Source organism: Schlesneria sphaerica, from assembly GCF_044336245.1.
GTDB classification, from domain to species: domain Bacteria; phylum Planctomycetota; class Planctomycetia; order Planctomycetales; family Planctomycetaceae; genus Schlesneria; species Schlesneria sphaerica.
In genome coordinates, this window is the sequence record NZ_CP172346.1 from 1,293,406 (window position 1) to 1,316,798 (window position 23,393).

General features: G+C 55.5%; 19 protein-coding genes. 4 read left to right on the forward strand and 15 right to left on the reverse strand.

What is annotated here, in order from left to right:
- Positions 1-20: 20 nt before the first annotated feature.
- Positions 21-1,271, reverse strand: coding sequence for an iron-containing alcohol dehydrogenase (locus ACGY09_RS04970; protein ID WP_373651372.1), 1,251 nt, complete (start codon positions 1,269-1,271; stop codon positions 21-23).
- 1,029 nt (positions 1,272-2,300) lie between these two features.
- Between ACGY09_RS04970 and ACGY09_RS04975 the strand changes: the two genes are divergently transcribed.
- Positions 2,301-2,840 carry a hypothetical protein gene (locus ACGY09_RS04975; RefSeq protein WP_397570706.1) on the forward strand — a complete coding sequence of 180 codons (540 nt, stop codon included), beginning with the start codon at positions 2,301-2,303 and terminating at the stop codon, positions 2,838-2,840.
- A gap of 384 nt (positions 2,841-3,224) precedes the next feature.
- Here ACGY09_RS04975 and ACGY09_RS04980 read toward each other — a convergent pair whose 3' ends face one another.
- Complete coding sequence (locus ACGY09_RS04980; RefSeq protein ID WP_397570707.1) at positions 3,225-4,970, reverse strand: helix-turn-helix domain-containing protein; 1,746 nt, start codon at positions 4,968-4,970, stop codon at positions 3,225-3,227.
- Between the two features lie 494 nt (positions 4,971-5,464).
- Between ACGY09_RS04980 and ACGY09_RS04985 the strand changes: the two genes are divergently transcribed.
- Positions 5,465-6,751 carry a hypothetical protein gene (locus tag ACGY09_RS04985; RefSeq protein WP_397570708.1) on the forward strand — a complete coding sequence of 429 codons (1,287 nt, stop codon included), beginning with the start codon at positions 5,465-5,467 and terminating at the stop codon, positions 6,749-6,751.
- On the opposite strand, the gene ACGY09_RS04990 is transcribed toward ACGY09_RS04985, so the two are convergent.
- Positions 6,734-8,527 (reverse strand): hypothetical protein, encoded by a 1,794-nt coding sequence (locus ACGY09_RS04990; RefSeq protein WP_397570709.1) that lies wholly within the window; start codon positions 8,525-8,527, stop codon positions 6,734-6,736. The two genes, ACGY09_RS04985 and ACGY09_RS04990, sit on opposite strands and share 18 nt — an antisense overlap.
- A 65-nt stretch (positions 8,528-8,592) precedes the next feature.
- Entirely contained in the window at positions 8,593-9,660 is a 1,068-nt protein-coding gene (locus ACGY09_RS04995) for an ABC transporter ATP-binding protein (protein ID WP_397570710.1), read from the reverse strand.
- Positions 9,661-9,911: 251 nt separating this feature from the next.
- On the opposite strand from ACGY09_RS04995, the gene ACGY09_RS05000 reads away from it, so the two are divergent.
- Positions 9,912-10,700: a uroporphyrinogen-III synthase gene (locus ACGY09_RS05000; RefSeq protein WP_397570711.1), complete on the forward strand. Its 789-nt coding sequence runs from the start codon at positions 9,912-9,914 to the stop codon at positions 10,698-10,700.
- A gap of 319 nt (positions 10,701-11,019) precedes the next feature.
- Positions 11,020-11,505: a tRNA adenosine(34) deaminase TadA gene (tadA, locus tag ACGY09_RS05005; RefSeq protein ID WP_373651365.1), complete on the forward strand. Its 486-nt coding sequence runs from the start codon at positions 11,020-11,022 to the stop codon at positions 11,503-11,505.
- 79 nt (positions 11,506-11,584) lie between these two features.
- Here tadA and pdxA read toward each other — a convergent pair whose 3' ends face one another.
- From pdxA to ACGY09_RS05060, 11 genes are all read right to left on the reverse strand, one after another.
- Positions 11,585-12,628 (reverse strand): 4-hydroxythreonine-4-phosphate dehydrogenase PdxA, encoded by a 1,044-nt coding sequence (pdxA, locus tag ACGY09_RS05010; protein ID WP_397570712.1) that lies wholly within the window; start codon positions 12,626-12,628, stop codon positions 11,585-11,587.
- Positions 12,625-13,167 (reverse strand): dTDP-4-dehydrorhamnose 3,5-epimerase, encoded by a 543-nt coding sequence (gene rfbC / locus ACGY09_RS05015; protein ID WP_373651363.1) that lies wholly within the window; start codon positions 13,165-13,167, stop codon positions 12,625-12,627. The genes pdxA and rfbC overlap by 4 nt, the downstream gene beginning before the upstream one ends.
- Before the next feature lie 3 nt (positions 13,168-13,170).
- On the reverse strand, positions 13,171-13,779 hold the full coding sequence (locus ACGY09_RS05020) for an SIS domain-containing protein (protein ID WP_373651362.1): 609 nt from the start codon (positions 13,777-13,779) through the stop codon (positions 13,171-13,173).
- A 115-nt stretch (positions 13,780-13,894) separates the two neighbouring features.
- The gene (tsaD, locus tag ACGY09_RS05025) at positions 13,895-14,965 is read right to left on the reverse strand and encodes a tRNA (adenosine(37)-N6)-threonylcarbamoyltransferase complex transferase subunit TsaD (RefSeq protein WP_373651361.1); all 1,071 of its coding nucleotides are present in this window, start codon (positions 14,963-14,965) and stop codon (positions 13,895-13,897) included.
- Between the two features lie 260 nt (positions 14,966-15,225).
- The gene (gene rsmH / locus ACGY09_RS05030) at positions 15,226-16,281 is read right to left on the reverse strand and encodes a 16S rRNA (cytosine(1402)-N(4))-methyltransferase RsmH (protein WP_397570713.1); all 1,056 of its coding nucleotides are present in this window, start codon (positions 16,279-16,281) and stop codon (positions 15,226-15,228) included.
- 143 nt (positions 16,282-16,424) lie between these two features.
- Positions 16,425-17,705: a phosphoribosylamine--glycine ligase gene (gene purD / locus ACGY09_RS05035; protein WP_373651359.1), complete on the reverse strand. Its 1,281-nt coding sequence runs from the start codon at positions 17,703-17,705 to the stop codon at positions 16,425-16,427.
- 414 nt (positions 17,706-18,119) lie between these two features.
- Complete coding sequence (locus ACGY09_RS05040; RefSeq protein WP_373651358.1) at positions 18,120-18,962, reverse strand: leucine-rich repeat protein; 843 nt, start codon at positions 18,960-18,962, stop codon at positions 18,120-18,122.
- A gap of 113 nt (positions 18,963-19,075) precedes the next feature.
- The gene (locus ACGY09_RS05045; protein WP_397570714.1) at positions 19,076-20,572 is read right to left on the reverse strand and encodes an ArnT family glycosyltransferase; all 1,497 of its coding nucleotides are present in this window, start codon (positions 20,570-20,572) and stop codon (positions 19,076-19,078) included.
- A 21-nt stretch (positions 20,573-20,593) separates the two neighbouring features.
- The gene (locus ACGY09_RS05050) at positions 20,594-21,409 is read right to left on the reverse strand and encodes a class I SAM-dependent methyltransferase (protein WP_397570715.1); all 816 of its coding nucleotides are present in this window, start codon (positions 21,407-21,409) and stop codon (positions 20,594-20,596) included.
- Positions 21,410-21,458: 49 nt separating this feature from the next.
- A complete protein-coding gene (locus ACGY09_RS05055) occupies positions 21,459-22,478 on the reverse strand; it encodes a sugar phosphate isomerase/epimerase family protein (protein WP_373651355.1) in 1,020 nt (339 codons plus the stop codon).
- 228 nt (positions 22,479-22,706) lie between these two features.
- Complete coding sequence (locus ACGY09_RS05060; RefSeq protein WP_373651354.1) at positions 22,707-23,300, reverse strand: peroxiredoxin; 594 nt, start codon at positions 23,298-23,300, stop codon at positions 22,707-22,709.
- Between the last annotated feature and the right edge of the window lie 93 nt (positions 23,301-23,393).

The window sequence follows — 23,393 nt, forward strand, 5'->3', positions numbered from 1 at the left end:
CGAACTCGCTCGACGGACTTCTATTCGAAAGCAGCTTCGTAAAGCGCAAGTAAGCTGGCAGCGTTGACGGGACGCGGATTAAAAGTTCCGGTCCATTGCTTTGCCGCTTCCTCAGCCAGCACAGGCAGCATAGACCGATCAACCTGACATGATCTTAGCGTGGAAGGAAGACCAGCGGCAGAGGTGAGTTTTCGGACGGCGTTTGCCAGTTTCTCGCCCGCTTCGGGATCGTCGACATCGCAGATTCCCACATCAGCGGCCAGCCGGCCGTAGCTTGATCCCACCACGGATGAATTATACCGCATGACGTGAGGCAACATCACCCCGATGGCGAGCCCATGCGTCACGTCAAAATGAGCGGTCAATGGATTTGCGAGAGCATGAGTGGCCCCAAGCATCGAGTTCTCGATGGCGGCTCCAGCCAGATGAGACCCCAGCAGCATATTCCCTCGAGCTGCGACGAGCAGCGAGGAATTAACGAGTGCTTCTCCCGTCGCTTCTCCGTTCGTTCCTGGAGCGGATGAATTGCCAGCAGCGATCGACGTGACAATCGGAAACGCCTGCGCGAGCAGGCGCCAGGCCCTGCGTGCAAATAACTGCGAGATCGCATTCCGCTTCGTGGTAACGTAACTTTCCAAAGCGTGACTGATTGCATCGATGCCAGTCGCCGAGGTAACACCGGCCGGCATGCTGAGCGTCAAGTCGGGATCGAGGATTGCGACCCGGCAGGAAGCCTTCTTGTCGCCACACGCCATTTTCATGTGCGTTTTTGCGTCAGCAATGAGAGCGAACGACTGTGCCTCGCTTCCCGTTCCCGAGGTCGTGGGGATCGCAATGGAGGGTAGCATTGGCTTGGTTGCCTTTCCTACACCCCAATAATCGCGCATCTGTCCGCCATTGGTCAGAAGGAAATTGATTCCCTTCGCACAGTCCATCGCACTGCCGCCACCCATGGCCACGATCAGATCGATCTGATGGTCCCGGGCGATTTGCAGGCCGTGGTCGACGTCGTCGGTGGTCGGGTTTGGCTGAACATCATGGAACAAAGCCACGGACAGCCCTGATTCGTTCAGAATGGACACGCCTCGGGCGGCGTGCCCTGCCTTCTCAATCCCCGGATCAGTTACAAACAGGACCCGGGTCCCCCCCAGATCCTTCGCCAGTTGCCCCAGTTGGGCCACGGTCCCTGATCCAAACACCACGCGGGTTCGTGGATCGAAATCGAATGGGGGCAGCAAGTCGAGTCCAACAGCGGAATTCACGGCAGGCATCCAGGCGGGGCTATCGGCGGCGAGACAAGCAATCGCTTATGAGCGGCACAGCTAAGGTACCTTCAACTCTTCGATCGCTCAACGCCCAGCGGCGAACCGGCCAGGGTTTCATGAATCAAATTTTGTGCGAACTTCATCTGCCATTAAGACTTCGGCGTTCCCTCTACACCCTTTCTGCAGATCCCATTCACGTTAAATCGACAGAGAAGTTTCGGTTTCGGAATTGGATGGAATGGGTCGCTGGAACACTTCTGCCTGTTGCGGCCTCGCAACTGCCTGCCCGTGCGTTTCGCAAATCCACCCTCGCTGTGAGGTACCGAAAACCTGTCTTGGCCCCGCACCACTGAGAAATCGAACTCAGAATACGCAAAAAAAGCCCCACATCGATTCGATGGGGGCTCCGTATTGGCAAAGACTCAAGCAAGCGCTGGAATCAAGCTGGTTCGTTTGCGACCGACGACAGTCACCTTATTTGCGGTGGCGAATCTTGCTCCGCATTTTTCGCTTCTTCCGGCCGAGTTTCCGTCGTCCTTTTCCAGTTTTCTTGACTCCCATTCCGCGCACTCTCCCGTCGTCTTTTGTCGAATGAAATTTGCTGAATTGTTCAATTGCCAGAATCAATGACGATAGCAGGCACTGCCATTTCGTTCAAGTAAGAACTTTTCGTGAATCCAATCCGGCATAGCAGAGCCCCCGGGCCGAATTTACAGCCTGAAAATTCCCCTGCGCTTCCGGGAGCACGTCGACAGATTGCCCCAGGAACGATGCGACTCTATCGTACGACAAGATCGACCAAATTCGTCAAAGCGGTCCACTCGTAAGTCGACGCCCTCTGAGGTGCAGGACGCTGCTTGTTTTCGGGCTGGGATTCCGATCAACTATCGACTTCCCCCAGTTCGAGTTTGATCATTTTTTTAAGTTTAAGAGATGCGTACGCCGCATTCTCGAAATGCAATACCCCCGCCTGGTTCTCACGTGGTCTGCACGGATTTCGCAGAAACAGCGGTGTGCCTGACAAGGAGAGATCGCGTGTTTCCATGGGATGGTTTTGAGAATGAAAAACGATTTCGCACTGCGTGGGACGCTGTTTCGATCGTGAGAGGTGTCCGTTACTCGTTGTTCACGTTCGGGGAAACGGACCTCCCCTATCATCTGATCCTGTCGGGACCGAAAGAGGACCAGGCTGTGAACATTGTTCGCGGCAACATCAAAATCGCGAGGCCCATGATCATTACGCCGGACAGCGTCGGTCCTGAATTCGAAGACTTCTTCAGCGACGCTTCGGATCAAGATCTTGCACAGTTTGTTCTGGCTCGTACGGCCTCGTTCTCGAACTTGAAATTTCGAAATCAGTCGAGCGAGCGAAAGGTCGTCAGCGACAGCGTGCAGGAATCCATTGATAAGATTTCCCGGCAACTCGACGAGGAAGAGGAAGAGCGGGTCGCGATTCTGACAGCTCCTGTCCCCCTGGCCGGATTCGCAGTACTGAAGTATGCCGTCCAACGCGTTCTACAGAGCGCACCGGATAACATCCAGCAACTCAGAGAAAAAGGATTTCTTCCCTTCTGAGTCTCCGAGCATGACTCCGTTCTGTCCACGTTTACGAGCCGTCCCGCTATCGGCCACTTCGCCTGTAGCGAGACCGTGTCTGCTGCGATCGGATTTCCTCGCGATCTATAAACCCTTACGCACACTCTCAACCGCTGCGTTCGAGGGTGTGCGGACCGGACTCGGCGCGACCGGGCTCGCACTGGCGATACCGCTTCTTCGATTCCCTGTTTCTGGCGATCCAAGCACGATCGAGGACGCTCATGCAGAGACTGTGAGACATACTCAAGTCGTTTTGAGGCTTTCAAACGAAGTCTAACGACTCCCCACAGGGAGCCGAGGGAACTCTCACCATTCCTCGATGGGTCCGCTTTACTGGAACTTAACGGAATGCAAACCGGTTCGTCATTTCCAGAGCGAAGCAAGCATTCCGACGAATCCTGGATAGACGGCTGAGTCACCCGATCCGGCCCAGACGGTTCTCAGCAGGTCAGCGGACAGGCAAGTGCCAAAAGCGAGGACACAAACGGAAGCGAAAAGCAGGGTGCAGTATCCTGCACTCCACTCGACCTCCTGTGGCAGTGCCAGTTTTTGCGAGCTACCGAACCCAAGCTGGCTAGAGCCGGCAGAGAATCCGTCGTCGTACCCGTCTTCGTCTTCATCAAACGCCAGATCGTCAATATCCTCTTCGCCACTGAGGTCATGATCGGAGACCTCAAGCTCTTCGAGCGATTCACCATCATCGAAAATACTTTCTTCGACGGTCTTCTGCTTCCGCTTTGGCGCAATCGGAGGGGCGTCGTCATCATCTTCGAAGTGGACGACGTTGTCGTCAGAATCTCCTAACGCCTGAAGTTCAGACGTGTCGCTGGCGTTGAAGGCTTCCAAGTCTGAAGCATCCGCTTCGTCATCATCCATCGGCATCAATAGCGGGGACGTCGTTCCGAGATCCTCGTCACTCAATTCCCTCAGGTTCATCGGCGAGGTATCGCCGAGTTCGTCGCTGGCTGGTGCCGATGAACCTTTCAACTTGAGGCTGCTGTCGGCCTTCTTCCCTTTGCCACCGGGAGATTTGAGATCGAAGGACTTGCCGCTGCCGGGGCTCATCCGAATCCCGCTGTCATCACCAAGATTGATCCCGCTGTCCGCCAGACGGACGCCGCTGTCGGCTCCTTCGAGTGAAATACCGCTGTCGGCGGGTCGCTGAAGCTGCAAACCACTGTCGTCGTCGAGTCGGATACCGCTGTCGGCTCCGCCGAGACGGATTCCGCTGCTGGCCCCGAGTCGAATGCCGCTGTCTCCGCCACCAATCAGCTGAATGCCGCTATCACCGGCAAGCTGGATTCCGCTATCGCCAGCCAATGTTATGGAGGAATCGTCTCCCTCGTGCAGTACCGAGTCTGACCTGGCGGAACCGATAAGGTTAAAGTCACTATCGCCCTGTCCAGCATTTCCACGCCCCGGGACGTCCCCTTTCTTCGACAAGAGAGTAACGTCGCTATCACTGTCTTTGCCCCCCTTGGGGCCGATCAGTTTCACGTCGCTATCGCTGTCTGAGAATGACGACAACCGAATGTCGCTATCGGTCGTCGCCAGACGAACATCGCTGTCGGAATTCATTCCCGCGTGTGGTCGTTTCCCCGGGTCGGGCAGATCGATCATCCGAACATCACTGTCCGAATCGGACTTTGAACCACTTCGAGGAATAAACAACGAAACGTCGCTGTCACTTCCCTCCGCGGCAGAACCGATGGGCTCGACCAGACGGACGTCGCTGTCGGAATCGTTAAGACTGATCGTGGGCATGTCCGAACTGCTGCCGGACAGGATTCCTTTATTCTTACCGAAGTCGTCGGTTACCAGTCGCACATCGCTGTCGGAGTTTGTTAGTGACCCCTTGCGAATCACAGTGGCCTGTTGACTGGAATCATCCGCATCCCCGAACTCATCAATGATCTGGAGGTCCGGATCCGAATCGGGTTGCCGGCGACGGCGATATTCCGCCACATCGTCGGCCTTGAATTTCCACGTTCCCCGGTCGGCGAATCCTCTGACTTCGCCTTTTTCCCGCAGTCGGATCAGGTCTTCCGTTTTGATCCCGAGCTGAGCTGCGGCTTCTTCCAGGCTCAGATACTTCTTGTTCGGGGCCATCTATCAAACTCCGCGGGAAAAAAGAAACCAGGTTAGCAAACAGGTCAATGTCGACCGATTCCGACATTCTGACGGGATCACGGGGTTAAAAACCAGACGTGAAATTACAAATTCTCGAATCCGTTCATCATTCTCCCTAACGGCATTTTACGTTGGACCGGGCAAAAGGCGATCCTCCGCATCAACGTGATTCTTCAATCGGCGTTTTCTGAAATCAGACTTCGATTCGCTGAGCCCGTCCGAGCGCTCGAAGTCCTGAAATTTTCTTTCTGCAGTCACGACCGTCACCGTCTGCGTACAGGTCACGACGCGAAAACTGATTTCGGTCGGACCGGGTGGATTGGACACTTTGTTCGGGATGGAACGTCTTTATCGATTGAGTCAAGTTTTCTGCGCATTGAGCCGATACCAGAGTCAGAGTGTCTCCCTTTTACGCAGCGTGGGTCTGCGACATCCTGCGATCGATCACATCATCGTTCATCGACAGGAATCGCATGTTTGGTACCAGCAGCAGGACTCAAGAAGGTTGGAAGAGACGAGGTATCAGCGTTTGCCTCGTCACGGCGTTCGCGTTGAGTTTCGCGTTTTCCGGCTGCCTCGGCCCGACGGCACTCAGTGTCACCAGAACCCGCTACAACGAGGTTTACCGGTCCACCAATGATGAGCAATTATTGCTGAATATCGTCCGCTTGCGCTACGCTGACTCGCCCATCTTTATGGATCTGAGCAATATCACGAGCCAGTTCGAGATGAGCGGGCGCGGCAACTACAGCTACGGACTCGACGGGTCGGGGCCGGGGATGAGTAATCTCGGGCTGGGTGAGTGGTTTATCCGCGACGCTCCCACCTTCAGCTACCACCCACGTACTGGACAGGAAACGGCAAAATCTCTGCTTCAGCCGCTGTCAGCCGAGCTGTTCAGCGTCGTCAATGCAGGGGCCAATTTCCAGCAGTTCATGCTGATGGCCGTGAATGACATCAATGACGTCCCTAATGCGGCGCGTTCCATTGCAATGATCCCCAATGGACCTGACGACAACTTCGAATTTCGTCGTGGCGTCCAATTACTCGGCGATCTGGAACAGCGCGGAGCCATCGAGCTCACTGTACGAAAACTGGAAGACTCAGACGATATTTCCGACCCGATTGCCATGGAACGTATCGGCGGTGCCGATCTGGTGAACGCCGCGAAAGAAAACTACGTCTTTCGGACAGTTGATCAGGATCGGATGACGGTCCATAAGTACGAAAAAACGCTCGTATTACGTGTGCGGGAACAGGACCGCATGTCCCCTGAGATGCTCGAAGTCGCACAGATATTCCGTCTGCGGCCTGGACGTAGCACCTATAAGATCAAGTCAGAGATGAGTGGTGACCATCCTGAACGAGAACCTGGGATCGTCGATGAAGAGGACCTCGCTGCGGGTGACACGATTTTCGTCAACATGCGTTCCATGCTGCAGATTGGCGTGTTCCTGTCGAAAGGGGTCTGTATACCTGACGAACACGTCACCCGCGGCATCGCACCCATGACGGCCGATGGATCCGGCCAACTTTACGATTGGACCAACGTGACTCAGGGGCTGTTTCAGGTGTGCAGCAGCAAACGACGGCCAAAGAAATCGGAGATCGCAGTCAAATACCGGGGTTACTGGTTCTACATCGCACCAAATGATGTGCAGTCACGTGCCAGTATGGCGATCTACGAGATTCTGTTCGCGGTGCAGGAATCCGATGTTCGATCAGGCGGCCCATTGCTCACTCTACCCCTCGGCGGATGAGGGCCAGGTCGATAATTCGGGGCCCCGGTTGTAATTCGGGGATGATCCGTGAACAGGCCCTTCCGACCGCCCGAGAATGCGGGAGAACCGAGAGAGTGAAATCCACCGCATCCACCACCAGAGTAGACTGAACAGGACGAAATGCAGGCCCAAGGTGATCCAGGCAAATCCAGGGTCCGAACGCGTCCGAATCCAGTCGGGCGAAAAGTCGAAGGTAGGAAAGGCCATCTGAAGTGGACTGAGCGATCCAATGAAGGGCAGTTTCCGGCCAAAGTTGAAGTACACAAAACGCGTTGCGAGGATGGGAATCAAACACACACAGACAACCAGGATCAATGTCGCCAGTACCGCCTGCATCTGTGTCTTACAACGCAGTCCAAGATAGAAGCTGGTCCACACAAGCAGTTGCATATAGATCAGGGGGCCCAGCGTGGCCGAGGTGATTTCTCTCCAGAAATTTGAGCCGGGCGTCCTCACCCCGTCTTGCATCACATACCCGGTCCAAATGGCTTGGAACAAGATTGACACAGCAAACGGGACCGTGAGGATCTTGACCATCCTTTGAACTCCCGAGAGTTTTTCGAAAACGATCTCGGAAGCAGTGATCGGGGCCACGAGCAGAACATCCAATGACTGGCGGATACGTTCGGAAGCGATCGCACCGGAAGCGTGGATCGTCAGACAGATAATGGATACGGTCCAGAAAAATGCGGGAAAGCCCCGGAAGGGATTGGTGAAATCGCCTCGACCATCCATCAGCATCGAAGCGATCACGAGGATCAAAGGTGTCAGCAACAGCATGAGCACGCGAAACTGATACCGAAATGTCCCCAGAGATTTCTTTTGCGTCTCACGCCAACTGATCGGGTGAAACAGGGGAAGAGATTGGTCATCCTTCACAAGGATCACCCCGCCAGTGGTGCGAGAATTGAGATCGTTGAAGAAGCGATCGGCTCGACGAAACCATTCCAGCACCATGTTTCGAGGAGGAACAAACGCCCGTGAGACGAGCAAACGCGCTGCGGACCTGAGTAAGAGCAGGCTGAGGACGCCGTCGATCACCGCTCCCGTGATGACGGCCAGCCAGAATAGCGGCATTGAACGAAAAATCCCGACCACTGACACCAGCACCTCGGATGTAATCTGAAAAACAGCAGATTGGGCCCCCCAGTAGAACGCCACCATCACGTAGGACATGATGAAGGCGGTGGATGTCGTTCGAAACCATGACGAGCAGAGTACGGAGATCGATCCGACGACAAATGTCATCCCCACCAATCGAACGACGGAGAAGATCAGCACGGAAATCTCAACGCCCCCGATTCCGTAGATGATCGCAAACAGAGGGAGCGAGAGAAGCTGGTATGTGCCCATCGCAACGACGCGGCTCAGTAATTTCTCAAAGACAATTGTGAGCGGGCTGAGTCGGGTTAGCAGCAGCAGCGCGAGAGTATCCTTCTCTTTTTCCACCGTCACGGCCCCGCACGCGATCGCGGGGACCAGGATCAGGATGGCAAGCTGCTGAATCATCATGAGCTGTGCGCTCAGCCCTCTCCCTTGCCCCATGTTCATCAAACTTGCCGTTCCACCCCCCTGAGTGAACGATTGATATTGCCACAGGGCGATTCCATACAGAACGACAGCATAAACGACCCTCAGCAGATAAGTTCGTTTGTTCTGCGACTGCTCGATCAGTTCCTTCGTGAGCAGCGGAAGGCTGACGCGTTCGAGAATACTCACACCATCGGCCCCAATCAGAGAGGTGTCAAATTTCATATGGATGGAATCTCGTTTTGGTCACAAAGGCGAACCTGACGGTCATGTCCCCAACAGGTGACGCGTCAGGCCGTCTGACCTTCCGTCAGTTTCATAAACGCGGTTTCCATGTCCATCACTTCAGGCTGGAACATCCGGATTCGTGCCCCTTGTGAATGAATGAAATCGTGTAGATCCTCGACTTCCATCACGCTTTCTTCCAGTCGAATCGAGATTCGATCCACCTGATCGTCAACATGAGTAACTCCCCTGATCCCGCGGAGTTTCTCGATCAACTCAGGCGACTGGTTTGCCACTTGAACGTGAACAATTTTCAGTACGCCCAGTCGCTGATAGATCTCAGCCACCGACCCTTGAGCCACCATCCGTCCTGTTTCAATGATTCCGATCCGGGTACAGAGTTGAGCGAGTTCATGCAAGATGTGGCTGGAGATGATGATCGTCTTCCCCATTTCCTTGAGAGCCTTCAACAGTTCTCGCATTTCAATTCGGGCACGGGGATCAAGTCCGGAAGCGGGTTCATCCAGCAACAAAACAGCCGGGTCGTGCAAGAGGACTCGCGCCAGGGACAAGCGTTGTTTCATTCCTCGAGAGAGCGAATCGACCTGTGAGTCGATCTTCCCCGTCAAATCTGTCAACTGCAGGACATCGTCAACGACGGCCTTCCGTCGAGACATGGGTAAGCGGTACGCCGCAGCAAAAAAGTGCAGATATTCTCTCGCAGTAAGATCTTCATAAACGCCAAAAAAGTCTGGAACGTAACCGATCTGCTCGCGTACCTGGTGCGGCTTTGAGCGAATGCTCAGGTCCATGACCTTGGCCACTCCCAGAAAATCAGGTTGCAATGTTGCCAGCACCCGAATCGTTGACGACTTTCCTGCTCCGTTTGGACCAATGAAGCCGAAAACCTCGCCGGGAGGAATTTGAAGAGTAATCCCCTTCACTGCTTCCAGCTTCCCGTAACGAACCTTCAAATCCTGCACATCGACTGCCAGCATGCAAACCCCTTCCAGCCTGCGTCCGTTGGATCCTGGTTCAATTACTCGCGACTCCGATTGTCCGGGATACTTGCCAGCACACGCATCCGAGTTCAGCAGACATTCGCCGTAGACGTGGTGTCTGAAAATACCCATTTCCCCGCACGATTAGCAAGGCGGGAAGACACGACGTGAGAAATTCCGTAAATGGGGATAACGCTTGAATGATGAGAGACTTCGAATTCACGAGAGAAGTCTGCATCTGCTAGGATAGACCGCAGGAAATCACGAATTCAGAGACAGCGATCCGGCCTCCGAACAGGCGCTCGCGGAGAAGTTTTTCAATGCCATCACCGAATGAACGTCCGCTGCGAGTCTGCAGTTTCGAGAGCCGCCGGGCATCTGAGATGAAATCGTTGATCGAACGAAACGGAGCAACAGCGACCATCGCTCCATCCATGCGGGAAATCCCGCTGGACGACAACCCCGCAGTCTTCGAGTTTGTCGAAGAACTGGTCGCTGGCCGCATCGATATCGTGGTCTTCATGACAGGAGTTGGCGCTACGGCGCTGCTGTCTGCGGTCGAGACACGGTATTCGCGGGAAGACTTCCTCGCGGCACTTGCTCGCACGGTTGTCGTCGTTCGCGGCCCCAAACCGACAGCGGTCCTGCGGGGATGGGACGTCCGGATCGATCACCGTGCTCCAGAACCAAACACCTGGCGGGAAATCTATCAACTGCTCGAATCAACTGGACCGCTGGCAGGTCGGCGAATTGCCATTCAGGAATATGGCCAGCCCAGCGTCGAACTTTACAAGGCGATGGAGTCCCGACAGGGGATAGTCGTCCCTGTTCCTGTCTACCAGTGGGCACTTCCCCATGACCTCGCCCCCTTGCGTTCTGCCATCCAGGGGACCATCGGCGGGGATTTTGACCTGATCCTGTTCACGAGTGCACAGCAATTGAACCACGTCCTGGCAGTGGCTGACGAGGACGGACTGCGGGAAAAGTGGCTCCAGGCTGCAAATCGGACATGTGTGATTGCCTCCATCGGCCCCACGGCATCAGAAAACTTGAGGTCACAAGGGGTACGAGTCGACGTTGAGCCAACCCGATCGACGATGGGTGCTCTGGTGAAAGAAGCCGTCGCAGCAGCCGGTCCGCTTCTGGCAGGACGGGCTGAGCCGACTCGGTAGCTCAGACGCGTGCGTGCGTGCGCCGTCTTCAATGCCTCTCCTCTGCGGGGCAGAAAGAGCACGTAAAAGATTGCTTTACCCGAATTTATGGATCGATGGCGAGAGAAATCGTGTCGTCATGAGGACTTTCTGCCGGACATACTTGACTTCAATGCGTTCCGTCAGATACTAGTGCGTTCCGGCGTCGAGACGCTACCTCTTCTGCGGCGGGATGACCATGAACCGGGTCAGGCCGTAACTGGAGCAGCCATAAGTGTGATTCTTGGGTGTGGAAGGGGTAGCGTTCCGCCGCCGGCGTTTTGCGAGAGATACTTTCGAGATGGACTTTCTGTCAGAACCGCTTCACCCGCATGACCGCTGGATGCATGAAGCACTCGAAATGGCTCGCCAGGCATTCAGTGAGGGCGAAGTCCCCATCGGTGCCGTCATTGTTCACAACGACCGGCTCATTGGCGCCGCGGGCAATCAACGTGAACAGCTCAAAGATCCGACGGCTCACGCCGAGATTATTGCTATCACTCAGGCCGCAGAAGCTCTCGGTTCATGGCGATTGCTCGATTGCACTTTGTATTGCACGCTGGAACCCTGCCCCATGTGCGCGGGAGCGATCGTCCAGGCCCGGATCCCAACCGTCATCTACGGCACGACTGATCCCAAAGCGGGCGCCTGCCATACGCTGTACCAAATCACCAACGATGCCCGCCTTAACCATCGAGCAACTGTACTCGGTGGCGTGATGCAGGACGATTGTCGTGGAATTCTGCAGGAATTTTTCGCTCAGCAGCGGGCTCTAGGCAAAAAGTAGTCTGCTCGGCGAGAGCAACAGGTGCCGGTCGTCCGTTTTTTCGATGCCTGTTGGGCGATCGTTGTCTCAGCTACTGCGATTATTGAGCAGTGGAATTGGCCCTCGATCGTACCAACTGCACAGCGGTACGCACGGCTTCCACAAATCCTTCGGTTCGCGCCAGCCCTTTCCAGGCAATATCAAATGCGGTCCCATGACTGGGACTTGTCCGCACGACGGGTAGGCCCAGCGTCACGTTCACAGCTCGTTCGAACCCAATCAGCTTCAAAGCGATGTGCCCTTGATCGTGGTACATCGCGGCGACTCCATCAAATTCCCCCTGCACAGCACGTCGCAGCAGAGCATCGGCAGGTATTGGTCCAATGGCATTCACTCCAGACTGAACTGCAGACTCAACAGCGGGGGCGATCAGCCGTGACTCTTCGTCACCAAACAGTCCCTCTTCCCCGGCGTGAGGATTCAGTGCACAGACACCGATTCTTGGAGAGGAACAGCCAATCTGTATCAGAAAATTGGAGACGAGATGAATCGTCTCGTAAATGAGCTTCGTCGAAAGAAGCCCGGGAACGCTTTGGATCGATGTGTGGAGCGTGACGTGCGCGACACCCAAACCCGCTGGCCCTTTTAGAGGTTCGCCGGGAGGAAGGTAGAGCATCATGGCAAAGTCATGGACGCCGCACTCATGAGCAAGAATCTCGGTGTGCCCCGGGAAATTGAGCCCTGCGGCGTGCAATGCTGCTTTGTTCAACGGAGCCGTCGTGATGGCATCGATCTCGCCCCGCAGGGCCGCACGTGTGGCTGCGACGAGGTAATCATATGCTGCACGGCCTGCTCGCGCATCGATCTTCCCCGCCGGAACCTGGGCGACCTCGTCAATCGAAGGGTTCCAGCAGGGAATTTCCGAACGAGACCAGTCGATCTCTGTCGGGGATGCGACGTCGACAAAGCTCAGCTCAACACCGACTTGCCGTTGTGCCCGGGCCACAACGGCAGGATGTCCAACGACAACAGGTCGGCACGTTTCCCGCAGGCGTTTGTCGGCAAGCGAGCTGACAACGACTTCGGGCCCGATTCCTGCGACGTCACCGAGCGTCAGGGCGACTCGCGGAGCACCATTCGTCACGGATAGGCCTCGGCATCAGCGAGCAGCAGCCCCCGTTCATCCTTTGGCGAAAGAATGGGGGTGATCTCCTTGGGCCACTCGATCCCGACCGCGGGATCGTTCCACAAGAGCGTCCGTTCATGGGCCGGATTGTAGAAGTCGGTGCACTTATACGAGAAATCCGCAATCTCACTGGTCACATAGAACCCGTGAGCAAAGCCCGGAGGCACGTAGAGCTGTCGATGATTTTCGTCGTTCAGGTACGCTCCAAACCATTTGCCGAACGTAGGTGAGCTTCGTCGCATATCGACGGCAACGTCAAAGACTTCGCCGCGGGTGACATAAACCAGCTTCCCCTGTGGTTGCACCATCTGGTAGTGCAACCCTCGCAGCGTCCCCTTGCGTGAGCGAGACACGTTATCCTGGACAAAGCTTTCGCCGATTCCCACTTCGCGGTAACGGTCTCTCTGATAACTCTCAAAGAAAAAACCGCGAGCGTCACCAAATGCTTTGGGCTCAATCAGAATCAGCCCCTGGATCCCTGTCGGTAGAGTATTCATGGTTCAGACTTTGTACCTTCCGACTTTGTTGATCCGACCGTGAATGTCATTCAGAATCCAGTGGAACGCGACGAGGTGAACGGATTCAACCATTCCCATATCGTCCAGCGGAACGTGGAGATTCTTCTTACCGAGGTCCTTGAGTTTCCCACCGGTGTATCCGGTGATGCCCCACGTGGTGAGACCAGTTTTGTTCGCCCATTCGACGGCGTTCAAAATGTTGGGACTGTTTCCGCTGCCACTGATCGCGATCAGCACATCGCCCGGAGATGCGAAGTTCTTCAACTGCTGGACAAAGACCTGGTCAAACCCTTCATCATTGCCCCAAGCCAGGATGTACGGCGTGTTATCGGTCAGGCTGAGAACCTTGAGCCGCTTGACCGAATCGTTGGTGAAATCCTTGCGATCCAGGGTGCTCTTGCCGAGGTCTTCACAGAAGTGCGAACAGTTTGAACCGCTGCCGCCATTGCCGATCAGGAACACGAATCGCCCTTGTTCGTAGGCGGCATAAATGTCGTTTGCCAGGCCTTCGATCTGCGAAACGTCAAGTGTGTCGAAGACCTCCGCACAACGCTTGAGATACTGCGACGGAGTGAGTTGGGTTCCAAGCATGTTCGTTCTTCTAAGGGGTTCTATTAAGGACGTGTCAGGGCCATCGGTTCTTCCAGATCGAAAGTGTCGTCGAAGCTGGAATTGTTCGTCAATCGAAAGGAAAGTTTTGTCAGGTTCAGTTGGACTTTCTTCGCACGAGTCCAGGTTTAACATCCAAATCCAGGGGGGAAGTGAGACCGCGTTCCCACAGTTCCCACCCTAGTGCACCCATGGCCGCGTTGTCCGTGCAGTGTTCTCTTTCAGCAATGATCAGCTCAATTTTGCGGGATCTGGAGAGCTCTGTCAGGCGTTGCCGGAACAACGAATTCGCCGCCACCCCGCCCCCGACGAGCAACCGCTGACGACCTGTCTGCTGCAGCGCCTGATCGCACTTTGCAATCAACGTGTCAACGACCGCCGCCTGAAAGCTGGCAGCCAGGTCAGCGATCCGTTGTTCGGTCAGCGGTTCAGGCTGCGCACGTGCGCCCGGTGTTCCTTTGGCCGCGTACAAGACCGCCGTTTTCAGCCCACTAAAGCTGAAGTCCAGACGCGAGTTGTTTACGAAGGTTCGAGGGAAGTTGACCGCTTTCGGATTCCCGTTTCGAGCAATCACTTCGATTTGCGGTCCCCCGGGATATTCGAGCCCCAGGATCTGCGCCACTTTGTCAAATGCCTCACCTGCAGCATCGTCAGTCGTCGAACCCAGGAGCTCAAATTCCACGGGCGAAATACAGTCGTAAAGGTTCGAATGTCCCCCGCTCACGACAAAGCCGACTGCAGGAAACACGTTCCGACCCGCCGCCATCTGGCAGGCATAGATGTGAGCTTCGATATGGTTGATCGACAACAACGGAATATCGAGAACGAGAGCAAGGGATTTCGCAGCAGTCAGCCCGACCAGCAACGATCCGACCAGTCCCGGATGCGTTGCCACGGCGATCGCTCCGAGGTCGGACAATTTGGCGTCGGCCTGCCGGAGCGCCTCGTCAATCACCGGAAGGATTCGCTCAAGGTGTGCTCGTGAGGCGATCTCTGGTACGACGCCACCGAATCGCTCGTGCAATTCGTGCTGCGTCGCAACGACGCTCGAAAGGACCTTTCGGTCACGATTAATGACCGCAGCAGCAGTTTCATCGCAGGAAGATTCGATCGCCAGCAAAAGCCGCCCGGAAGGAATTGCCTGTGACTCGGCGATCGTGGTCTCCATTTTTCTCACATCAGAAGTCAAAACGACGGTAATTCATCTCAAGAGCTGCGTCTGGCAACCGCCAAGACGACTTGGGGTCGCAATTTGGCTCACGCGGAACTTACCGTCAGTGCCGACATGTTATCACCTCATGTTTTTGAATCAAAGTGGCGACCCGCGTTTCTATTCACTCTCTCCCCCACGCTCACTTGCTCAAACAGTGGGATCGTTTCATTCCATCCCAAACGAGATGAGCCATGTTGAACGATTTTCCGCGCCCCTCAACAGGCCTTCACAGCCCAGCGTAACTTGGCAGACGATGACCGGGGATTGGCCCGCTGCTCTTCAGGCGAAGGCCGCATGACCTCTTCCAGTATCTGGCTGTAGATACCGTCTCTCAATCCGTCGCGAAAGGCATGTTTGACACGGCGATCTTCGCCGGAATGAAACGTCAGGATGGCGACCCGACCCGCAGGTTTCAGGCAGACTGGCAGTTGTCTCAAAAATGCCTCCAGCGCTCCGAACTCATCATTGACCGCGATCCTCAACGCCTGAAACACCCTCCGCAACGTCTGTTTGACATCATCTTCGCTTCGGTTCCGACGGCTGCGAACGAACTCGGTCACCACGTTGGCCAGATCGGTCGTCGTTTTGAAGGGGTACTCCGCGTGGGCGTCAAGAATGACCCCGGCCAGCCTTACGGATTGCGGTTCGTCCGCATTCAGCTCGAGAATTCGAGCCAGTTCCTTCTCGCTGAGCTTCGACAGCATCGACGAGACCGGTTGTCCATGCTGCGGGTTGAGCCGCATATCAAGAGGACCGTCCGACTTGAACGTGAAGCCCCGATCCGGGTCATCGATCTGCATCGACGATAGCCCCAAATCGGCGAGAATCACATCCGCGCCCTCCGGTGATTCCGCCAGCACCGCCTGAGAAATCCCAGCATAGTTCATCCGCCGGACAATGAGCGATTCCTCAGGGCAATTGAGAGCCCGAAGTCGGGCTTCCGTCTTCGGCAGTTGCAAGGGATCTGCATCCATACCCAGCAGCCGGCCATTCGGCTGGATTGCCTGCAGAAGTTCCTGAGCGTGACCCCCATATCCCAAGGTACAATCGACTGCAAAATCACCTGGCCGAGGGGCAAGGAGGTTCAGGATCTCTTTGACCATGATCGGCCGATGAGTTCCGGCTGGAGTACGTCCGCGGGCGGCCACATGAGCGACTTCGTCCGGGTACCGCTCAGGCTGAAGTTCCTTGTAACGCTCGTGAAAGTTGCGGGGATTCTTTCCTGGATAGCGGGTGCGTCGTGGCGGTCGTTCGGATCCATCGGCGGTCATGATCATTTCCCGGCGCGACGACCATTGAGATAGAGGAACCTCGCGTCGTCACCCTGTTGTCGGATCCAAACTGACTCGGGTCTGGCAACAGTAAGCCACACGGGGCTCACTGTTGCCATCCGAGAATCATTGATACGCATCGATCAGTAGCGGTTGGCTTTGTCAGAGATGTCCTTGCGGCACCATGCGCCGTCCCACCGAATGCACTTCACGGCCTGATATGCTCGCAGCTTGGCTTCGGCGATCGATTCGCCGATCGCCGTCACGCCCAGCACTCGCCCACCGTCGTTGACGATCTGTCCACCTACCTGCTTGGTCCCGGCATGAAAGACTTTCGTCTCTGGAACCTGGGCCGCCTCTTCGAGGCCCCGTATGGGATGACCTTTCTCGAAGTCCCCGGGGTATCCTCCCGATGCCATGACGACACAGACAGAGGGGCGCGGATCCCACTCCAGCGGCTCGATCTGGTCCAGTTTTCCTTCGGCGGCGGCGTACATGACCTTAGCCAGGTCCGACTTCAAGCGGAACAGCACCGCCTGCGTCTCAGGATCGCCCAGCCGAACATTGAATTCGAGGACCTTGGGACCCTGGTTCGTCAGCATGAGGCCCGCATACAGGCAGCCTCGGAAGGGGCGCCCTTCCTTGTTCATCTCATGAACCATCGGGATCAGGATTTTTTCGACGACGGTGTCGACGATATCCATCGTGACAACGGGAGTCGGGCTATATGCCCCCATTCCACCCGTGTTCGGTCCCACGTCCCCGTCGTGTGCCGCTTTATGATCCTGTGCAGCCTCCAGAGGAACGATCGTGTTGCCGTCCACGAACGCCAGCAGACTGGCTTCTTCTCCTTCGAGTCGATCTTCGACGACGATCCGCTGACTCGCCTCGCCAAACTCACGCTGGATCAGCATTCGTTTGATGGCCGCACGAGCTTCATCATTATTTGAGCAGACGGTGACTCCTTTGCCCGCGGCAAGGCCGTCGGCCTTAATCACGAACTTTTCACCCTCTTCACGTTCTTCGATGTAGCTGATGGCTTCGGCCGCATTCGTAAAGACACGGAAATCCGCCGTAGGCACGTTTGCCTTCCGCATGATCTCTTTCGCGAACTTCTTCGATCCTTCCAGCTCGGCCGCTTTGCGAGAGGGACCAAAGATTCGGAGGCCCGCCTTCTGAAAATCGTCGACAATTCCGGCCACGAGCGGACCTTCGGGCCCCACGACCGTCAAATCGATTTTCTCTTTTTGAGCAAATTTGATGAGACCGGGGATGTCGGTGGCAGGAATGTTTACGTTAGTGCAGTCCAGTCCGATTCCGGCATTCCCCGGGGCGCAGAATAACTGCGTTACCGAAGGGGACTGCTTCAGCTTCCAGACCAGGGCGTGCTCACGCCCACCACCACCGACAACAAGAACTTTCATAGCTCGACGACATCCTGCGAGATTCGAACGCTGGAGACCCTTACAGCATCGACGCAGCCCAGTCACAACTCGGAAACGGCCTCAAGCCTTCCGTGTGACAAGGCTACTCGACAAATTTTTCCAGCCGAGCACGTCATCATAGAGACTTCGGGAATGGCTGCCCACCACGCCAGTCACCCTCGGGTACCGACTTTTTCACGAAAAGCATGACCTTTGACACTCAGGTCGACTGTTCCAGATGCGTTATCGCTGCGAATGAATGTGTCAGAAGCCTGATGCGACAGTGTCAGAAAGCTGATGCCTCGTTTCGATGTCCGAGCACGAGAGCATCACTTTTCCTCCGGTTTACAAGAATCTTACCGGCCAGCCGTCACCCGTCATTTGCTTGTCTTTCGGACACCGGCCCCGTTAGCGCTACTCTAAATGGACTCGCACGCCCTGTTTAGCAAGTTCCGCGGCTTGTGATTTCCCCGCGTCATTCAAAGGGTTGCCAGCCAGATAGAGCTTCCAATAAGGGGCAAATCGACGTTCACCCGCAAGGTCTTTCTTGGCCATTTCGACCAGCGTAGGAATCTCCGTCAGCTGATTCCGTTCGAGGAAGGTGAACCGCAATTCGGTCATGTCTCCCAATGCCGAGATATCCTTGATCTGGTTGTCTTTCAAATCCAGTCGCTCCAGCCATCGCAGCCCCTTCAGCGGAGTCACGTCGGTGATGCGGTTCTTGTCCAGATACAGCGCGTGAAGCTTGGGCAATTCGGCCAGCGGCTGGAGAGACGTAATCTGATTCCGGCTGAGGTACAGCGCCCCCAGAGCTTTCAGATTCTGAACACCTTCCAGACTTTGGATCTGATTGTCGTCCAGTTGGATGTACTGCAACTTGGTCAGTTTACCGAGCGGAGCGAAGTCGGTGATCTGGTTCTTTGCCAGATCGATCGACTGAACATTCACGCACTCTTCGACCGGCTTGATATCTTTAATCTTGTTTCCGGTCAGCTTGATCAGTGCCAGATTCCGGCATTTTTCCAGGCCGACCAGGCTTTCGATTCCGCGGTTGGGGGCTTCAAGAAAGAAAATCGTCGACACATCTTCGTCTGTAATCTTCTTCGACTTGTCTGTCTTGTCGATCTGCTTCTTCTTCAAAATTTCGCGAATGACGGTGTCGAGGTTTGCATCAGGGAACTCGATATCGACCGCGTGCGCCAGCGAATTGACAAACAGAGAAGCAATCACCACCAGCGAACACATCCGAAACTGCATCGTTTGATCTCCATCAGGGCCGGCTCAATTGAGCATTCATTGCGTCGAATGCTGTATGACACGATCGCCACTTTACCGAACGCAGCGAAGCATTCACAACCATTGACGTGAACTCAGGGAACTTCCAGTTCGCCCACGGGGTTCCGATTCGGCTTCTGGTACAATCGAATGTTCAAAGTCCCTTCGGTTACCCCCCTGACCTGCATCGGAACGCTCGCCACGACTTCCGGAAGCCCAAATCCCTCCGTCAAAATTGGCGACAACGGCAAATTCGTGACAACATAGGCCCGGTCGACGTTCGTTAGCCGGCGCGGAGGTCGGGTAAAGTGACTCGGCCGGGTCGCTCCATCGACCTGCTGTGCGGGAAGTCCGTGGAATCGCAACCACGACGTCATCTGGTAGGAATCGGCGAATACCGGAATCTTTTCGCCACGTTCCTGAATAATCCGAGCCACCTCTGCGGTCGCATCATCAACGGCGAACTGCCGATGAATGCGATCAAGTTTGACCGGCACAATGGAAAGCGGCGACACCAGATGAATAAAGATCACGACGACAGCAATCGCCGGTGGCAAAAAAGCAGACGCGGTTGACCAGTGCCAGAATTTCGACGCGCGGACTGAATCGTACCAGACGGCAGCGAGCGGCCAGAACGAGATAAAGCAGACCAGCGCCCAGTTTCCTTCCAGACGAGTCTGGGTCGACTTGTAGACGAAGAACGCCAGCGGCAGTGCGTAGAGGCAACTGCATGCGCGAAGCCGTGGATTCTGGCACAGAGTCAGAAATCGTTTAATCACCCACGGGAAGAGATAGAACGGCAACGTCCCGAACAGCAGGATCTGTACGCCGATAAACTCGACCATGGAACGAAGTGCGTTCGGAGTCGTCTGAGCAGCATGCTTCCACTGAAAAAGAAGCGGTTCAAACCCCTGCTGAATGTTGTAGATGAGAATCGGAGAGGCAACGACTGCGGAAACGACACCATGGTAGACATACCCCGAAATCCAGTCTGTCAATCGCCGTCGGGACAACAGCAGACTGACAAATGTCGCGGGGACGATCAGTCCCATGGTGTATTTGCTGAGCACCCCGCAGCCCAGAATGATGCCCCCCAGGGTCCACCACCCCCAGGTGATCTTCACCGGTTTCGGTACAGAACCTTCTGCTCCCGCCTCAGGAGCCAACCGCTGTTGCAGTTCTACCAGCCACCATAGATACAGGGCCCAGAATAGAATCAACGGCGAATCGGGAGTCATCATGACCGCGCCGATGGTGAAGAGTGGACTGAACAGAACGCCCAGCATCAACAGGCGACATCTGGTGAGACGTCCAATCACGTATACGACGACTGCCGATGCGACGCAGGGAGGAACACGGAATCCAAATACGGAGTCTCCGAAAACCGCCGTCGACAGATAAATCAGGACTGCGGTCATCGGAGGGTGATCGTAGTAGCTCCACTGGAGCTCTTTAGACCAGGTCCAGTAGTAGACCTCATCGTCAGCAGCAGGAAGAACTGCGGCCAGAACCAGATAGATCCCCAGTACGATGGCGATGGATCTCAGACTGACTCTGGTGTCCCCAAAATCCTCGACTTGAGCGTCATCCATGACGTTTTACTTCCGAAATCGCTATTTGGCGGGTTTTTGAAAGACGATCAAATGTTGCCGCGGTAGCGTCCCAATGGTTTCTTTCCATTTCAGCCCGAATTCGGGCTGACCGATCTCTTTTTTGACCTGAGCTTCGGTCATTTTATGAACAAGCTTGATCGGCACTTCCGGATCTTCTCGACGATACTCTACGAGTGCAATACGTCCCCCCGGCTTGAGCGACGAGGAAAGCTCGACCAACATCTCGAACGGGAATTCCAACTCGTGATAAACGTCAACCATCAGCGCCAGATCGATGCTGTTCGGTTCCAGCTTGGGAGACTTGTCTGTCCCGAGAACCAGTTCGATATTCTCAATCTTCCTGTCCTGCAGTTTGTCTCCGAGCAGGTCCAGCATCTCCTGCTGAATATCAACGGCGAAGACCTTTCCCGTGGGACCGACTTCTTCGGCCATCTTCATCGTGATCACGCCTGATCCAGCACCGATATCGGCCACAACCTGACCGGGTTGCAGTTTGAGCTGCCTGACCAGCTCACTGAGCCGTTCCTCTTCTTCACGTTCAGGCCTCTCCAACCACGGAGCGCCGTGGAAGGACATCACCTGGGCAATCTCGCGCCCCATGTAGAACTTGCCGGTCCCATTCGGATCGTGGATCCTGCGAGTCTGGTACCGCCCCTTTGCCTTGCTGCTGGTCTCGGCAGAATCCTGCTTCGCAGGTGATTCCTGAGCCGATGCCTGTGACAGGAATGCCCCGCGGGACAGAACGATCAACAGAACGATGCTGAGAACGGCACAGAAAAAACAGCAAAGATGAATCGACGACCGTCGCGATTTCATGGGAAGCTCCACGTGAGATTGCCAGGTAACCCCGGATCCAATACGCGGCTCAGAATCCCCGTGCGGCGACGATGTCTTCAAAGCCACGTAAATCATAGCCGATCTTCTGGTAGTCTAACATCCGGCACAGCGATCGGACGGCCACTCCCATACCATCGGGACCACTGAATCCACCGAACTGCCCGCCGCCTTTCAGATGCGGTTCGAGTTCGAGGAAGACACCTGGTGCTCCCAGCTTCTTCATCCGTTCGGTCATCTTTGGAAGATGCTCACGCAGATCGCGGATAATCAGATCGTGACCCGAATCGCCCACGTCACAGGGAACGAAGTTCTTCAGTCGTTCTTCGTCAACGACTCCCGTCCACTTCAGGTTGGGATCGACGCGGTAGTCTTTAATATGGACCCAGCCCAGGTGGTCTCGCATCGCACGGTACTCGGCCAGGCAGTCCAGCGGCGTCAGATTCTGTGACGAGATGTTGCCACCGTCGAAAATACATACGAGGTTCGGGTGACCCACAGCTTCGGCCAGTGCTGCGAGCGTTCGACCGTTCTGTCCAACGAGATTCGCTTCGACCTCCAGACCGTAGACCAGTCCCGCTTTTGCGCAAAGCTCGACAATCGGACGAAGTCGATCCGCGGCCTGTTGCACGTAGGCATCAGGACTCTCCCCTTTCGGGTGGTAAAACGAAAAGCCCCGAATCAGTTTGGCGTCCAGTGCCTGCGCTGCGCGAATCGTCGCCGCTACGTCGGTTTCATGATACTGCTTGTCAGGGACAAACCTGTTATGCGAACCGTCATCCACATCCAGAAGTTTGACCTTACCCAGACGCGAACCGATGGTGGCCACATGCATCCCGTATTCACGATGAAGCGCCCGCAGACGTTCCAGTTCGCTGGCATCAAGTTCGGTCACGTGCTTCACCGTGCCGGAACCATTCACATCGACGAATCGAGGGCTGTAATAACTGAGGCCGAGAGCCGCGAGAACGGACAATTGCTCGATGGCCGTCTTCGAATTCGCCGCTTCATCGGCAAAGGCACTGAGGACGATCCTTGGTTCCGCAGTCATGAGATGCTCCACTAGAAAACGCAGCGTACCAAGCTGCGCGCAATACCAGGCAAAGTTGTCAAATCATTCGGAAATCTGGCTGTCAAACGGAATCCCGAGACAGGGGGACCAGACACCCCCACCAGCGAACCCGCCGTGGACTGAGGAGGCTTGTAGCGGTTTCACCCTGTGCGACAATCCAATCCAGACCCGTTTCACGGGAGTGCATAAGAAGTGCGGTGATCCGCGTTACTTCTTTTCGAGAGTCTGGATCAGTTCCTGAATCGCCTTGCTGTCTTCCGCAGCTTTGACCATCGTGTTTTTCGCTGCGATTTTGCCAGACTTGTCGATCACGAACGTCCAGCGCGCGGGGGTGACAGTGCGCGTCAGTGTTTCTTCCTTACCCTCGATGGTGGCCTTCACGGTTTTCTCACCTGGCGTCACCGGGACACCAAACTTCTGGGCCACTTTACCCTCTGTATCAGCCAGCAGAGGAAAGTTGAGGTCATAAGCCTTCTTGAACAGCTGATGATTTCTCACCGAATCGCCACTCACGCCGACCACCTCGATCCCTTTGTCAGCGAGTTCCTTCATATCATCGCGAAACCCGCAAGCTTGCTTCGTGCAGCCCCCGGTCATGTCCGCGGGATAAAAATAGACAACAACGATTTTCTTGCCGAAGTGGTCTTCCGACTTCCACTCTTTGCCCGTGTCATCGGTCACCTGGAAGCTGGGAGCCGCATCACCCTCCTTGAGGTTGACCGCTGGTTCAGCCGCCAGAACGCTGGAAAAACCGGAGAACAGCGCCAGACCAACACAGACTGAGAAGACAGTTCGATTCATCACGAATTTCCTGTTCATTTTGCGGAATACAAGTGCGAAACATCGGTCGTTCCCGATCTGATTCAACGCTTCTCTTCGCATTGGAATCGCATC

What these genes read in the sequence shown, in the direction of transcription:
- ACGY09_RS04970 (WP_373651372.1), bottom strand. Translation starts at nt 1,271, where the DNA reads ATGCCTGCCGTGAATTCCGCTGTTGGACTCGACTTGCTGCCCCCATTC.
- ACGY09_RS05060 (WP_373651354.1), bottom strand. Translation starts at nt 23,300, where the DNA reads ATGAATCGAACTGTCTTCTCAGTCTGTGTTGGTCTGGCGCTGTTCTCC.
- ACGY09_RS04985 (WP_397570708.1), top strand. Translation starts at nt 5,465, where the DNA reads ATGTTTGGTACCAGCAGCAGGACTCAAGAAGGTTGGAAGAGACGAGGT.
- tsaD (WP_373651361.1), bottom strand. Translation starts at nt 14,965, where the DNA reads ATGGAGACCACGATCGCCGAGTCACAGGCAATTCCTTCCGGGCGGCTT.
- rfbC (WP_373651363.1), bottom strand. Translation starts at nt 13,167, where the DNA reads ATGAATACTCTACCGACAGGGATCCAGGGGCTGATTCTGATTGAGCCC.
- ACGY09_RS05020 (WP_373651362.1), bottom strand. Translation starts at nt 13,779, where the DNA reads ATGCTTGGAACCCAACTCACTCCGTCGCAGTATCTCAAGCGTTGTGCG.
- ACGY09_RS05050 (WP_397570715.1), bottom strand. Translation starts at nt 21,409, where the DNA reads ATGAAATCGCGACGGTCGTCGATTCATCTTTGCTGTTTTTTCTGTGCC.
- ACGY09_RS04990 (WP_397570709.1), bottom strand. Translation starts at nt 8,527, where the DNA reads ATGAAATTTGACACCTCTCTGATTGGGGCCGATGGTGTGAGTATTCTC.
- purD (WP_373651359.1), bottom strand. Translation starts at nt 17,705, where the DNA reads ATGAAAGTTCTTGTTGTCGGTGGTGGTGGGCGTGAGCACGCCCTGGTC.
- ACGY09_RS04995 (WP_397570710.1), bottom strand. Translation starts at nt 9,660, where the DNA reads ATGGGTATTTTCAGACACCACGTCTACGGCGAATGTCTGCTGAACTCG.
- ACGY09_RS05055 (WP_373651355.1), bottom strand. Translation starts at nt 22,478, where the DNA reads ATGACTGCGGAACCAAGGATCGTCCTCAGTGCCTTTGCCGATGAAGCG.
- tadA (WP_373651365.1), top strand. Translation starts at nt 11,020, where the DNA reads ATGGACTTTCTGTCAGAACCGCTTCACCCGCATGACCGCTGGATGCAT.
- rsmH (WP_397570713.1), bottom strand. Translation starts at nt 16,281, where the DNA reads ATGACCGCCGATGGATCCGAACGACCGCCACGACGCACCCGCTATCCA.
- ACGY09_RS04980 (WP_397570707.1), bottom strand. Translation starts at nt 4,970, where the DNA reads ATGGCCCCGAACAAGAAGTATCTGAGCCTGGAAGAAGCCGCAGCTCAG.
- ACGY09_RS05000 (WP_397570711.1), top strand. Translation starts at nt 9,912, where the DNA reads ATGAAATCGTTGATCGAACGAAACGGAGCAACAGCGACCATCGCTCCA.
- ACGY09_RS05045 (WP_397570714.1), bottom strand. Translation starts at nt 20,572, where the DNA reads ATGGATGACGCTCAAGTCGAGGATTTTGGGGACACCAGAGTCAGTCTG.
- ACGY09_RS05040 (WP_373651358.1), bottom strand. Translation starts at nt 18,962, where the DNA reads ATGCAGTTTCGGATGTGTTCGCTGGTGGTGATTGCTTCTCTGTTTGTC.